At 66.9% G+C, this 13,928-nt stretch carries 14 protein-coding genes; 5 read left to right on the top strand and 9 right to left on the bottom strand.

Features of this window, described 5'->3' with window-relative positions:
• Positions 1–7: 7 nt before the first annotated feature.
• From G6N18_RS16590 to G6N18_RS16575, 4 genes are all read left to right on the top strand, one after another.
• The gene (locus tag G6N18_RS16590; RefSeq protein ID WP_083000186.1) at positions 8–1,021 is read left to right on the top strand and encodes a sigma-70 family RNA polymerase sigma factor; all 1,014 of its coding nucleotides are present in this window, start codon (positions 8–10) and stop codon (positions 1,019–1,021) included.
• 92 nt (positions 1,022–1,113) lie between these two features.
• Positions 1,114–2,238, top strand: coding sequence for an NDMA-dependent alcohol dehydrogenase (locus tag G6N18_RS16585; RefSeq protein ID WP_083000184.1), 1,125 nt, complete (start codon positions 1,114–1,116; stop codon positions 2,236–2,238).
• Between the two features lie 18 nt (positions 2,239–2,256).
• Complete coding sequence (locus G6N18_RS16580) at positions 2,257–3,051, top strand: pirin family protein (RefSeq protein ID WP_067225431.1); 795 nt, start codon at positions 2,257–2,259, stop codon at positions 3,049–3,051.
• A complete protein-coding gene (locus tag G6N18_RS16575; protein ID WP_067225429.1) occupies positions 3,029–4,330 on the top strand; it encodes a PQQ-dependent sugar dehydrogenase in 1,302 nt (433 codons plus the stop codon). The genes G6N18_RS16580 and G6N18_RS16575 overlap by 23 nt, the downstream gene beginning before the upstream one ends.
• Here G6N18_RS16575 and G6N18_RS16570 read toward each other — a convergent pair.
• On the bottom strand, positions 4,327–4,614 hold the full coding sequence (locus tag G6N18_RS16570; protein WP_059100634.1) for a GlsB/YeaQ/YmgE family stress response membrane protein: 288 nt from the start codon (positions 4,612–4,614) through the stop codon (positions 4,327–4,329). The genes G6N18_RS16575 and G6N18_RS16570 overlap by 4 nt on opposite strands.
• Before the next feature lie 240 nt (positions 4,615–4,854).
• On the opposite strand from G6N18_RS16570, the gene G6N18_RS16565 reads away from it, so the two are divergent.
• Positions 4,855–5,883: a phosphodiester glycosidase family protein gene (locus tag G6N18_RS16565; RefSeq protein WP_234806099.1), complete on the top strand. Its 1,029-nt coding sequence runs from the start codon at positions 4,855–4,857 to the stop codon at positions 5,881–5,883.
• Here the strand turns inward: G6N18_RS16565 and G6N18_RS16560 are convergent.
• Genes G6N18_RS16560 through G6N18_RS16525 form a run of 8 tightly spaced genes read right to left on the bottom strand, consistent with a single transcriptional unit; the run spans position 5,876 to position 13,926 of the window.
• Positions 5,876–6,562: a YoaK family protein gene (locus G6N18_RS16560; protein ID WP_083000181.1), complete on the bottom strand. Its 687-nt coding sequence runs from the start codon at positions 6,560–6,562 to the stop codon at positions 5,876–5,878. The two genes, G6N18_RS16565 and G6N18_RS16560, sit on opposite strands and share 8 nt — an antisense overlap.
• A gap of 7 nt (positions 6,563–6,569) precedes the next feature.
• A complete protein-coding gene (locus G6N18_RS16555; protein ID WP_083000179.1) occupies positions 6,570–7,439 on the bottom strand; it encodes a prolipoprotein diacylglyceryl transferase in 870 nt (289 codons plus the stop codon).
• Positions 7,406–7,957 carry an Rv1363c family protein gene (locus G6N18_RS16550; protein WP_083000178.1) on the bottom strand — a complete coding sequence of 184 codons (552 nt, stop codon included), beginning with the start codon at positions 7,955–7,957 and terminating at the stop codon, positions 7,406–7,408. Before G6N18_RS16550 ends, G6N18_RS16555 begins: the two co-directional genes overlap by 34 nt.
• Complete coding sequence (locus tag G6N18_RS16545) at positions 7,954–8,937, bottom strand: RDD family protein (RefSeq protein ID WP_083000176.1); 984 nt, start codon at positions 8,935–8,937, stop codon at positions 7,954–7,956. Before G6N18_RS16545 ends, G6N18_RS16550 begins: the two co-directional genes overlap by 4 nt.
• Positions 8,934–9,578 (bottom strand): Rv1363c family protein, encoded by a 645-nt coding sequence (locus G6N18_RS16540; protein ID WP_067080306.1) that lies wholly within the window; start codon positions 9,576–9,578, stop codon positions 8,934–8,936. The genes G6N18_RS16545 and G6N18_RS16540 overlap by 4 nt, the downstream gene beginning before the upstream one ends.
• A complete protein-coding gene (locus G6N18_RS16535) occupies positions 9,548–11,116 on the bottom strand; it encodes a virulence factor Mce family protein (protein WP_067080307.1) in 1,569 nt (522 codons plus the stop codon). Before G6N18_RS16535 ends, G6N18_RS16540 begins: the two co-directional genes overlap by 31 nt.
• Before the next feature lie 3 nt (positions 11,117–11,119).
• The gene (locus G6N18_RS16530) at positions 11,120–12,271 is read right to left on the bottom strand and encodes an MCE family protein (protein ID WP_067080309.1); all 1,152 of its coding nucleotides are present in this window, start codon (positions 12,269–12,271) and stop codon (positions 11,120–11,122) included.
• A complete protein-coding gene (locus G6N18_RS16525; protein WP_067080312.1) occupies positions 12,271–13,926 on the bottom strand; it encodes a virulence factor Mce family protein in 1,656 nt (551 codons plus the stop codon). Before G6N18_RS16525 ends, G6N18_RS16530 begins: the two co-directional genes overlap by 1 nt.
• Positions 13,927–13,928: the final 2 nt, after the last annotated feature.

Raw genomic sequence — 13,928 nt, 5'->3', positions numbered from 1 at the left:
TATCCGCTTGTCGGTGGTACTGATTAAGCTCGGCGGCGTGACGGTGCTGGCCCACGATGTCGACGACAGAAGCGCCCAGGATGCCTTCCTGGCCGACGCGCAACGGTACCGCCGCGAATTGCTCGCGCACTGTTACCGGATGACCGGCTCCCTGCATGACGCCGAGGACCTGGTGCAGGAAACCTATCTGCGAGCCTGGAAGTCGTACGCCGGTTTCCAGGGCAAATCCTCGGTGCGGACGTGGCTGTACCGGATCGCCACCAACACCAGCCTGACGGCGCTGGAAGGCCGACAGCGCCGGCCGCTGCCGACGGGACTCGGCGCGCCGAGTTCGGATCCGGTCGACGACATCGTCGCGCGCGACGAGGTGCCGTGGCTGGAGCCGCTACCCGACGATTCGACCGACCCGTCGAACATCGTGGGCTCGCGCGAATCCGTGCGCTTGGCGTTCGTCGCGGCGCTGCAGCATCTGTCGCCGCGGCAGCGCGCGGTGCTGGTGCTGCGTGAGGTGCTGCAGTGGAAGGCCGCCGAGGTCGCGGATGCGATCGGCGCTTCCACCGCGGCGGTCAACAGCCTGCTGCAGCGGGCGCGCGCGCAACTGGATGCCATCGGCCCGAGTGAGGACGATCAGCTGCAGCCGCCGGAGTCGCCGGAGGCGCAGGACCTGCTGACTCGCTACATCGCCGCGTTCGAGAGCTATGACATCGACAAGCTGGTCGAGTTGTTCACTGCGGACGCGGTGTGGGAGATGCCGCCGTTCGACGGGTGGTACCAGGGTCCACAGGACATCGTGCTGTTGTCGAAGACGCACTGCCCGGCGGAGGGCCCCGGGGACATGCGGTTCATCCAGATCACTGCGAACGGTCAGCCGGCCGGTGCGCTGTACATGCTCAATCGGGAGACCGGCGTCCACGAGCCGTTTCAGATGCATGTCCTCGACGTCGGGCGCGACGGCATCATGCACGTGGTGGCGTTTCACATGACGTCGTTCGAGAAGTTCGGCATGCCCGCGACTCTCTAGCGCGCCGACACTCGACGGACGATAGCACTGAAACAGCCAGGTCAGCGCCCTCTTTGACACGTGTTCTGGAACGTGTTCTATAGTCAGCCTCCATGAGAACCAAGGGCGCTCTGCTGTGGGAGCTCAACTCGCCGTTCCGTATCGACGAGATCGAGATCGGTGACCCCGTCGCCGATGAGGTCCAGATCCGCCTGCACGCCGCGGGCATGTGCCACTCCGACTACCACCTGACCACCGGCGCCACCCCGATCGCCCTGCCCGCGCTCGGCGGCCACGAGGGCGCCGGCGTCATCACCAAGGTCGGTCGCAACGTCACCGGCCTGGCGGAGGGCGATCACGTCATCCTCGCGTTCATCCCCGCCTGCGGCGAATGCCCGCCGTGCCTCAAGGGTTACCGCTCGCTGTGCGACCGCGGCGCGGTGCTGCTCGGCGGCAAGGCCATCGCCGACGGGACTTCGCGGGTGCACGCCGGCACCACCGAGGTCTCGCCGATGAACCTGCTCGGCACCTTCGCGCCCTACATGACCGTGCACAAGGACTCGGTCGTCAAGATCGACAAGGACATTCCGTTCGAGTCGGCGGCCCTGCTCGGCTGCGCGGTGCCGACGGGCTTCGGATCGGCCACCAACGTCGCCGAGGTGCAACCCGGCGAGACCGTCGTGATCGTCGGCGTCGGCGGCATCGGCATGAGCGCGCTGCAGGGCGCGGTGATCGCCGGCGCTCGCAACGTCATCGCGATCGACCCCAACGAATGGAAACGCGACCAGGCCATCAAGTTCGGCGCCACCCACGTCTACCCGTCAATGGCCGAGGCGATCGCGCCCGTCATCGACCTCACCCACGGCATCATGGCCGACAAGACCATCATCGCGGTCGGCGATATGAAGGGCGAGTACATCGAAGAGGCGCTGACCTTGACCACCAAGACCGGCACCTGCGTGGTGACGGGCATGGGCTCGATGATGGACGTCGACGTCAAGCTCAACCTGTTCCTGTTCACGATGTTGCAGAAGACGCTGAAGGGCAACATCTTCGGCGGCGGCAGCTCGCACGTCGAGACGCCCAAGCTGGTCGGCCTGTACAGATCCGGCCTGCTCAACATCGACGACATGGTCAGCAAGACCTACCGGCTCGAGGACATCAACCAGGGCTACCAGGACATGCTCGACGGAAAGAACATCCGCGGCGTCGTCACCTATGACGAGGCGGACTGGTAGCGCCGCTACCCTGGGGGCATGGCCGCCGCGGAAACCGTCGACATCCGGCGTTCCGACGACCGCGCGAACACCAAGATCTCCTGGCTGGACTCCAAGCATTCGTTCTCCTTCGGCAGCCACTACGAGCCTGAGAACACCCACCACGGCCTGCTGCTGGTCAACAACGACGACATCGTGGCACCCGGTACCGGGTTTGACACTCATCCGCACCGCGACATGGAGATCGTCACGTGGGTGCTGCGCGGATCGCTGGTACATCAGGACTCCACCGGTCACTCCGGGGTGATCTATCCCGGCCTGGCGCAGCGGATGTCGGCCGGCCGCGGCATTCTGCACTCCGAGAAGAACGACTCGTGGACGTTGACCGGCGCCGAGACACACTGGGGGCACCTCCCGCCCGAAGGGCAGGGGGATGAGCCGGTGCATTTCGTCCAGATGTGGGTCGTGCCCGACGAGTCTGGGATCGACCCGGGTTATCAGCAACTCGAGATCGACGACGAACTGCTGCGCGGCGGGCTGGTGACCATCGCCTCCGGCATGCCCGAGCACCGCGATCAGGCCGCGATCGCGATCCGCAACAGCTACGCCGCCCTGCACGGCGCACGCATGCAACCCGGCGATACCGTCGGGTTGCCGCAGGCGCGGTACCTGCATCTGTTCATCCCCCGCGGTGAGGTGACGCTCGAGGGTGCGGGCGCGCTGCACGAGGGCGACGCGGTGCGCTTCACCGGATCCGGCGGCCAGCGCGTCACGGCCACCACGCCCGCCGAGATCCTGGTCTGGGAGATGCATGCGAGTTTGGCTGCGGCGTAACGCGATTGCGTGCCTGGCGGGCGCGACACTGATGGCGGCCTGCTCAACGAGCTCCGAGACGAGCACGGAACCCAGCCCTGAACCGAGCCCGGCGCCGACGGTGGACACGTCGGCCGGCCTGGCGCCGGTCACCGTGGCGGTCGCATCGCCGCTCGCGCAATCGCCTTTCGACGAGCCTCGGCAAGCGATGGTGCCCGCGGGCTGGTCGATGTCGGTGTGGGCCCGCGTACCCAAGGCGAGGTTGGCCGTGTGGGCGCCCGACGGCGCGCTGCTGGTTTCCCAGCCGAGCACCGGCCAGGTGTTGCGGCTCGAACCCACCGACGCCGAACCGCGCCAGTCGACGCTGCTCGAGAACCTCGACCAGCCACACGGAATGGCGTTCGCCGGTGACGCGCTCTACATCGCGGAGAGCGACCAGATCGACGTGTACGACTACGCCGACGGCGCCGCGACGAACCGGCGCACGGTCGTCGCGAACCTGCCCGACGCCAAGAGCCCCGACCTGAAAGGGGCTTACGCTCATGCGCTCAAATCCGTTGCGGTCGGTCCCGACGGCAGCGTCTACTTCTCGATCGGCTCGACCGGCAACATCTCCGCCGAGGACCGCGACGCCGATCCGCCACGCGCAACGATCATGCGCGTTCCGCCCGGCGGCGGTCCCCCACAGCCGTTCGCGACCGGCGTCCGCAACGGCACCGGCCTGGCCATCGCCCCGGACGGGTCGGTGTGGACGGCGGTCAACAATCGTGACAATGTGGCGGATCCGCGGACCGGCGAGGTCGTCCCCGATTATGTCGACGACCATCCTCCCGAGTCGGTCGCCCGACTCTGGCAAGGACGCGAATTGGGTTGGCCGTACTGCAATCCCGATGGCGGTCCGGCGAACCTACCGTTCATCCGCGACGTTCAGGCCAATCCCGACGGCAGCCGTCTCGACTGCGCGTCGCTGCCGCCGGTCGAGCAGAGTCTGGGCGCACACGCGGCACCGCTGGGCATGAGCTTCACCACGGGCGTGCTGCCGGAGCCGTATGCCAGCGGAGCGCTGATCGGTGTGCATGGATCGTGGAACAGGGAGCCGCCCCTTGCGCCCGAGGTGGCGTTCTTTCCTTGGCAGAACGGCTCTTTGGGCAACCAGCAGACGCTGGTCGCCGGGTTCCAGGCAGACGACGGCTCCCGGTGGGGGCGTCCGGTGGCCGCAGTGACGGGGCCCGACGGGGCGGTCTACATCACCGACGACTACGCGGACGCCATCTACCGGTTGGCGCCGCCGCAACGCTAGCGGGCCGTCGGTGCCCCAGTGCCTTTGCGACCGGTGACTGCGACGTAGATCGCGATCAACACGACCGCGACGATGACACCGACGATGAATGGGATGACCGCCCAACCACCGTTCTCGTTGCTGTAACCGAACAGGCCGGTCAGCCACGACCCGAGGAATGACCCCACGATGCCCAACAGGATCGTCATGAGCACACCGATGTTCTGCTTACCGGGCATCACCAGTCGGGCCAACGCACCGATGATCGCGCCGACGATTATCGCGCTGATAATGGTCCAGATCATTGCCGCTCCTCACACGTAGTCCGCCGTACACGGCTTACCACCTCTCCTTACCCACTTCTGGCGCTCGAAACTCAGGGTTCTGGCAGGACGATGCAGAACTGTGATGCAGGTGTGACGAAAGTTGACAGCGTGTCTCCTGTGGTTACGGTTGGCTCAGGTTTAGGGGCTTCGGGGAAAGGAGCGACGGTGCCGACGGCTGTGGCAAACATCCGACGATTCGCGGCGACGGCCGCATCGCTGATGCTCTGCGCGGTGCTGTCGGCGACGGCGGGGGTGCCGGCCGCGAAGGCCGCAGACGCCCGCGAACTACTCGCCAACGCCATTGCGACGACGCGCGGTTCGTACCTCGTCTACAACTTCGGCGGCGGGCACCCTGCGCCGATGCTCAACGCGGGCGGCGGTTGGTACGAGATGACCAGCGGCGGGCACCTGATGATCATCAAGGCCGCGTCGACTCGCCTCGCACCACGCCTACTTGTCGACTCACACAGGGGATTTCAAGCGCGCTGCGAACGCGATCCGCGGGCTCGCACCGCGGAGGGGCTGTGGCAGGCGTCGGAGATCTTCACGCCGCTGCAAGCCTGGCAGGCCCTCGGCCAACCGACGATCGCGATCAACGCCAACTTCTTCGACGTGCGCGGGCAGAAGGGCGGTTCCTGGAAGTCGACCGGATGCAGTTCGCCGCTGGGCGCATACGTCGACAACACCCGCGGACAGGGTCGGGCCAATGCCGCGGTGACCGGCACGATCGCCTATGCGGGCAAGCAGGGGCTGTCCGGCGGCAACGAGCACTGGAAGGCGTTGTCGACGATGATCCTTCCGGTGGGCGGTGCGCCGTACGTGGTGCCGCCCAAGAATCCCGACGACTACGATGCGGCGTCGCCCGTGATCCAGGCCCTGGTCGACGAGGGGACGCGGTTCGTCGCGGTGGCAGGCATCGGGCTGCTCGCGCCCGGCGACACCGGCCAGCTCAACGACGGTGGCCCGAGCGCGGCCCGCACCGCGATCGCGTATGCCAAGGACAAGGACGAGATGTACGTCTTCCAGGGCGGCAGTTACACGCCCGACCAGATCCAGGATCTGTTCCGCGGCTTGGGCAGTGACGCGGCGGTGCTGCTCGACGGCGGTGGGTCATCGTCCATCGTGCTGCGCCGCGACACCGGCGGAATGTGGGCCGGCGCCGGGGTGCCGCGCGGATCATGCGACACCCGTCAGGTGCTGTGCGACTCGCGCGAACGCGCCTTGCCCAGCTGGCTGGCATTCAACTAGTTCGGGCTGGGCGGCTGCAGAACCAGAACAGCGCCCCGCTGGTCGCGACCATCGCCGCGGCCAACGCGATGATCGGTGCGACGGTGAAGCGGGTCATCGTTGCACCGACGATCGCGCCGCCGCACATCGTGAGCACCACGCTGTAGCGCAGCTTCTCCCGATCGCCACTGCCGCCGGCCAGCCTGCTGTCGAACCCGATCCGCACGATCGTCGTCGTCAGCACCGTGGTGGACAGCTCCTGGATGCCGAATTGCTGGGCAGTGGAATTCTGCACGCCGAAGGTGACGGCCAGACCTGCGATGAGAAGCAGTTTCCTGTTGTCCTGATAGTCGAGCACGCCGGCGCCGGCCAGCACCGAAAGTGCCACCAGCATCAGGACTTCGAAGGACAACGTGATCGCCAGCCATCGGCGGACGTCGGTGCCGAGGTGGCGGGCGAAGCGGCCACTCACCACCGCGCCCGTCACGAAGCTGACGAACGCGACGAGGGCGGCGGTGACGTCGACGCTCGAGTGCGGAACGAACCAGAAGCCCAGAAAGATCACGTTGCCGGTCATGTTGGCGACGAAGACATGTCCGAGCTTCAGCACACTGACCGCATCGACCAGGCCCGTCGCAAACGTCAGCAGCAGCAGGCAGGTGATCGTCAACCGCGGTGAGACAGGGGATTCGACGGCCACGACCGGATTACAACTGCGGCGTCAGATCCAGCGACGTGATCGTCGACATGCGGGTGATCAGCCACTTCGCATCTCGGCGCTCCATCGTCAGCCGATAGGACAGGTAGCGCAGCGACGGGATGTTCTTGGTCATCGGGCTGGTGGCCACCGAGTTGGTGTAGACGATCGCGGTGGCCTCCGACGGAGTCAGCGTCTCCACCGCGGCGCCGAGCACCTGTGTCGTGTTGGTGACCTGCGCCTGCTTGTTCGTCGCGACGATCGCGTCGATGTAGTTGCGGTACTCGTAGGCGAAGTCACCGCCGAGGAATCCCGCCGCTCTGTCCGGCAGCGTTTCCATGTTCTCCGGCGTGTACGTCCACAGCGTGGAGATGGCGCGCGCCGCCGTGCGGGCCACCTCGAGCTTGGTGTTGACCTCGGCACGTTCAGCCAGGTACGGCTGCAGCATCGCGCCCGCGAATGCCGCTGCGCCGACGAACAACACCGCCGCCGCGACCGCCGCGGCGATGAGCCGCCTGCCCGCGGGCCGGTGCGGCACGAACCTCACTTCCTGTGGCACCACATCGGATTCGGCGGAGTCGGATTCGACGGCCTCAGTTTCGACGGCCTCAGCTTGCGGTTCGGCGGCGGCGTCGGATTCGTCGGCCGTCTCCGGTTCGGATACTTGTGTTCGGGCCCTGCGGCTCGCCTTGCCGACCGGCCGCGGCGCAAGCTTCGCCTCGTCCGCAGCCACACCCTCCGTCGCGTCGGCGACGGCCGAATCCGGCTCGGACGCAGGCGCTTCCGACCTTCGGCGGAGGGAGAACCACCGACGGCGACGCGGCGCGGCGGCGGTTTCCCCAGTGGTCAGATCACCTGGATCAGCTGGCTGATCTTCCACTGCTGTCCCTCCTTGATAGCCGTTGCTATCCAACGGTTTCCACTTTCGACCGTCGACTTGCCGTCCGCCGCCTTCGCGGACACCTTGGTCGCGACCAAGACGTCCGCGCTGCCGTTGTCGTTCCACCGCTGCACACCCGCGGCCACCACGGTGCCGGTGGCGGGCTCGGCCCGCGCGACCTGGATCAGAATTTCGTTCTGCTTCTCCTTGAACATCTTGGCGAAGTCGCCGGTGCCCTCCGCCAATATCCGCTCCACATACGCGTTGGCATGGAACGGATCCAGCGACGTGTAGTCCGTCATGAACTGGCTGACGTAGCCGAGTGCGGCGGCGTCTTTCACCGCCGCGCGCCGGTCGGTCTCGTGGCTGACCAGCATCAGCGCGCCGACCGTGATCGAGGCGGCCATCAACAGCGACGCGACGACGGCGACAATCGGTAAGCCCCAGCGCCGCGGCGACTTCGGCGCCACTTCGAAGAAGTCCGGCTCGTCGGACTCGACCTTGCGCCGCGGACTCATCGGCCCTGCGCATTCATGTGTGGCCTCTTCAACACCGTGAGATCAGAGACCCGCCACTGGCCGTCGTCCGACTTCGCGAAATCCGCTCGAACGGTCGCGGTGATGAACTTGAGGTTCTTCGGATCATCGCCGCGTTGGCCCTGCATCGCCAGCAGCATCTCGGCCTTGTCTGGCGACGCTGAGAGCAGGGCACTGCTCACCGCCCAGTACTCGTTGGAGGTGACACCCGCCTTCTGCGCGGCCTGCTGTTGGGCGATCAACTGGTCCCGGTAGCCGTCAGTGGTCAACGCCTGGGCGCGCGTGAAGTCCTCCTGCATGGTGTCGCGTTTGTAGCTGAGCATCTCCTCGACGATCCGAGGCCCCTGCTCGGTGATCTGCTGCTTGGTCGCGGCCACCGCGCGCTCGTGCCGGTACACCACCCAGTAGTTGACGCCGATCGCGGTCGCGCAGCCGATCGTCGCGACGATCAGCGCAATTGCGGTCAGCTTGCGCACATTTCGCGCCGGCGGGGCCACCGGGCGCACCTCTGTCCGCAGCAGAAGGTCGGCGAAGGTCCGATTTCGGCGATCCCAAAGCGGCCACAACCATCCGATGAACAGCCCTACAGTGTCGAGCAGGTGCGCGCCGTCACGAATCAGCAGCCGCCACACTCCGACCGGTGAGCCGTCCCGCTTCCTGACCGCGATGCCGAAGACCGCGCGTCCCAGCGAGAAGCCGACGATGCCAGGCAGTACGAGGCGATTGACCGCGATCACCAACACCACGACGACCACCGCGGCGATGTAGCACCACCACAGCGGACTGCGCAGCGGCGCGGTCAGCGAAACCAATGCCAGCGTCACCAGCACGGCGAGCCCGATCAGGACGTCGACGGCGAACGCGCCGGCCCTGGCCGGCCACGACGCCACCGGCTCCACGGTGGCCTGGTCGGTGGCCGGCGAATCCGGGGTCGTGTCGAGTGTCAGGGTGGACGATGTCACGATGTGACCTGATCCAACTCGGCGACCTTGTAGGTCCCTTCGTCCGGTGCCATCCGCACCCGCAGCCGGTAGCCCTGCTCCTCATCGGCGGTGTCGGAGTTGGTGACCTTGACCCGCACCGCGACCAGGATGTCGAAAGACCCGTCGTCGTTGTGCTTCTCCACCGCCGCGCGCATATCCGAAACCTGCACCCGCACGTCGGCGGCCTGGTACGCGTCGACCAGCACCCCTGCGTACAGCGAGGACTGCACGGCGAAGTCGCCGGTCGAGCAATCGATGATCTTGGTCTGCGCCGCGGTCATGGCGGCGGTGTCGGGCGCGTGCGTCGCGGCCACACAATCCTTCGCCGCCTGCAGTGCCGCCGCTTCGGCGCGCTCGCTGGCCGCGACCCGTTGGTCATTTTTGAAGAGCAGGAATCCCGCGACACCCCCGGCGACGGCGAGCGCGAGCAGCGCCGCGCAGATACTGACAGCCAGGCCGCGACCGATCCGCGACGGTCGGCGGGGATCGGCCGAAACCTGTTCTTCTGTGGTGTCCGGATCCTCGGCGGGCGCTGGGCCTGGGGATACTGCTAACGACTCGTCGGGCGTCTCATCAGCATCGGTGGGGTTCAGCTGGCGGGTGCCAGCATCTCCTTCCATCCGTCGTCTCCTGGGTTACTCGAGTTGCTGACGTTGTATTTCACGCCGTCGGGTCCGACCACCTGGCCGCTGCTCGGGCTGTACACCGCCGTGGAGCCGGGTGGCCCTGGTGCCGGAGTGTAGATGCAGGGGTTGGGTTGTTGTCCACTGCAGGTCACGCTGCCCTGTCCGGGCGGGCTCAGCGGATCGCTGACCGGCGCCGTCGAGTTCGGCGGCGGCAGGTCGCTCGCGGGTGCAGGATTCATCCCGCTGTTGACCGACGGCGCCTGGATGACGCCGCGGCCCGGGTTGACGCCCTGATCGCAGCGCGCGCCAGGGGCCGGGCAGGACAGGATCTGGTTTGGGTCGCCGTACCACGGGTTGGTGCCCAGCGGAACGTACGGCTCATCGCTGCGGCACTCCATCGGCGTCGCCGCCCGCTTGCCCGGGACGTCGACGCAGGGATAGTTGCGGGCGCCGCGAACGACGTTGCCCTGGTAGTCCTTCGGGATCTTGCAGTAGGTGCCCCGCGGCAGCGGCGCCATGCTGGTGTCGGCCGGCGAGCGCCACTCGGACGCGGGCAGGAAGCCGGTCAGACATGGCGGCGGCTGGTTGAGTGCACCTAACGCGAGCGGCAGTTGGCCGTAGCCCTCAAACAACGTGCCCGCTTGCGCCACCGCCGCGCCCTGCGGTAAGAGAACTAGCGACTGCTCGAGGCCCTTGTTGTAGCGCTTGAGCATGTCGGTGACGATCGCGAGGTTCGCTAGCGTCTGCGGCAACGACTCGCGCACCCCGCCGAACACTGCGTTGAGCTGGTCGGCTGTCGGAGCGGCCTGCTGGAGGCCGCTCCGCAGCGCCGCATCCTGCTCGGCCGACTGCGCGGCGATCACGTTCAGGTTGCGCGACCACTGCTCGATGTTGTCGCCGGACTGCACCTGGCTGTCCAGGATCGGGCCTGCGTTGACGATGATGTCGTTGACCTGCGGCAGATGGTCCTTGAAGCCCTGCGCGATGTTGGTCGTCGAATCCACCAGCCGTTGCAGCGCCGGGCCCAGCCCGCCGACCGCCTGTGACGTCTCGGTGAGCAGCGCGTCGATCTTCTCCTTGGGCAGCACCGCCAGACCCCTGTTCGCGGCGTCCAGCGCCGGGCCGACCTCGCTGGGCACGGTGCTCTCGGTGATCGTCGAACCCGGCGACAGGTACTGGTCCGCGTCGCCCGTCGACACCAGGTCCAGATACTGCTCGCCGATCGCCGACACCGAGTGCACGTTCGCCGTCGCGTCGGCGGGAATCTTGTAGCGGTCATCGATGCTCATCACCGCGAGCGCGCCCCGCTGGGTCGGCTCGACCGAGGTGACCTTGCCGATCTGCGTGCCGCGGTAGGTGACGTTGGCCGTCGCGTACAGACCGCCCGAGCGGGGGAGTTCGGCCTTCAACTCGTACTGGCCGATACCGACGAGGCTCGGGATGCGCAGGTAGTACCACCCCAGCACCACCAGCGCGACGATCGTCAGGATGGTGAACAGCACCAGCTGGATCCTGATGAACCTGGTCAGCACAGCTCACTCACCCCTTTCCACCAGCGGGCCGTTCGGTGCGTTGTGCGCGTTCGGCACGAACCGCACATCCGGGATCATCGTCGCCGGGTCGCGACCCCACGCCTGCTCCAGCGCGCGCAGCATCCCGGAAAGGCCCGTGCCCGTCAGTACTGCATTGTCGAGCGACGAAAGTGTCAAGTCCACCATCAGTGACGCGTTGAGGTAGTCGCCGCGGATCACCTTCGGCACGTTCTCAATCGAGAACGGCGCGGTGAGCATGAGCTTGAGGGCGCCGATCAGGTACGGCGACGCCCGCCCGAGCTGCTTGAGCGGCCGCTGCAGGTTCTGCAGGTTGGTGTGCAGATTGTCGCTGGCCGGCGCCAACGCGTTGTCTGCGGCCCGGCTGATCCGGCCGACGGCCTCCACCGCGTCGGCGAACAGATCGCGCGTCTCCGCGAAATGCTTGATCAGCGGCGGGAACTCGGTCAACACCCGGTCCAGCGTGTTGTTGCGCTCCGCGACGATCGTGAGTAGCCGGTCGGTGGAATCGATTGCGCGCGTGATGTCCTGGCGCTGCTGGTTCAATTCGGCGGTGAACGTGTCCAGCTTGTTGAAAAACTCGCGGATCTCATCGGCCCGGCCGTTGAGCACGTTGAAGATCTCGGTCTGGATGACCTCGAGGTTCTGCACCCCGCCGCCCTGCAGGATGGTGGCGATGCTCGCCAGCACCCGCTCGGTGCTCGGGTAGGCCGACGAGTTCGCGAGCGGGATCGTGTCACCGCTTTGCAGCGGCTCCGGCGACGGGTTCGGCGGCGGCTCCAGCTCCACATGCTGTGAACCCAACAAGCTGGTCTGGCCGATGCGGGCTAGGGCGTTCCTGGGCAGTTCGATGTCGGGCTGCAGATCCAGCGTCAGCGTCGCGACCCAGTTCTTCAGCTCGATGGCGCGCACCCGGCCGACATAGACGTCGGCGACCCGCACCCGGCTGTTCACGTTGAGCGCCAAGGTGTCCGGCATCTGCACATAGATCGTCGTCGCGTTCGGCCCCGTGCCCGGACCGCCCGGCAACGGCACGTTCGCGATGCCCTTCCAGTTACCGCAGGAACTCAGCACGAGCGCGACCGCGCCCAGCGCGACGGCTCGCTGCGCGAACCTGCTCCACCTACGAACGCTCATCACCGACCTGCCTCTGCTGGTAGCGGCGGCCCTGCCGGGGCGGGCGCGGCCGGAGCGGGCCCCGGTCCCGGGCCGGGAGCCGGCAGCGGGCCGGCCATCGCCGCTCCGCCCGGATCGCCCGGGATCACACCCGGCGCCGGCGGCGGCGGCGGGCCCGGCTGCGGGTACCACGGCGGCGGCAGCGGGTTGTTCTGGTCGAAGGCATTCGGCGGACCGGGCAGATTGCCGTTGCGCGTCGTGCCGAACGCCGGCGGTGCCGCGGGGACCACACAGTTGGGTCCGCCCAACAGTTCCGCCAGGCACTCCGGGGTCATCATGTTCGCCGTGAACGGTTGCACGTCGACACCCTGCATACCCGGCGCGGCGACCCAGCCCGGTTCGTGGTTGCCGTGCGAGAACAAGGTGTCGCGTGACCAGATGCCCGGCACGGTCGTGTCCTTGTAGCCCGGCGGCGGCTGCAGCCGCGGCTCGGAGTAGGCGATCTGCTTGGGCAGCGTCATCGCCGAGCTGAACTGGTTGATCCCGAACGGCGGGAAGTTGAACTTGATCGCGTCCAGGATCGGCGCTAGGTACTGCGCGCACATCTCGGCCGACTCCTGATAACCCAGCCGGCTGCCCGCCTGGATTGCACTGCACACAAACTGCAGCGGATTGGCGAAGTTGTTTATGACGGCGTAGCTGTTTATGCCACCGGTGACCGGAGAAGCAATATTCACGAGATTCGCGCCGAGATTCGGGAACACGTGTAGGGCGGTCTCCAGACCGTTGCGCGGCTCTGGTTGCAGGATCGCGGTGGTCGCTTCGGCCAGGTTGTTGACGTCGGTGGTGAGCACCTCGGCGTTCTCGTCGAGGAACCCGCGGGTGGTCGTCAACAGCTGGTTGAGGTCCTGCAGTGCGTTCGCGACCTCGCGGTCGGTGTTGGTGAACGCGTTGGTGAACTCGGCGAGATCGTCGTTCAGCGCGACGAACTGCTGATCGCTCTGGTGCAGCGCGTTGACGAACAGCGCCAGGCTTTTCACCACGCTGAAGAAGTCGTCGCGGCCCTCGTTGAGCGCGAACAGTGCCTCCGACAGGTTGTTCAACGTCTCGTTGAGCTGCTTGCCCTTGCCCGCGAAGCCGTCGGCCGCGGATTCGATGATGTCGCCGAACGGGCCCATGGGCTGCTCCGGCGTCGGCCCCAGATCGGTCAGGATCCGGTTGATCGAGTCACGCAGCTCGTCGTACTCGACCGGCACCTGCGTACGCTCCAGCGGGATGACCGCACCGTCCTCCATCACCGGCCCGCCGGTGTACGGCGGCGACAGCTGGATGGTGCGCGACGCCACCAGGCTCGGGTTCAGGATCGACGCGGTGGCGTTGGCGGGCACCTTGTACTTGTTCTCGTAGTGGAAGGTGACCTTCATCTTGTCGCCGGCCGGTTCGATCGCGTCGATCGAGCCGACCTTCACCCCCATGATCTGCACCTTGTCGCCGGGATACAGCGCCAGCGTGTCGGTGAAATAGGCGACGACGGTGTTGGTGGTCAGCTTCTTGTACAGGTTGTACCCGACGAAGGCGGCCACCAACGCCAGCACCACGACCAGCGCGCCGATGATGACGGTCACCCGGGAAACCTTGGGCAACTTCAGGTTTCGGATGTTGAAGATCGTTGTCATCG

Source organism: Mycolicibacterium celeriflavum (assembly GCF_010731795.1).
Lineage (GTDB): Bacteria > Actinomycetota > Actinomycetes > Mycobacteriales > Mycobacteriaceae > Mycobacterium > Mycobacterium celeriflavum.
The sequence above is the reverse complement of the archived record's forward strand: the minus strand, read 5'-3'. Positions and strand labels throughout refer to the sequence as shown.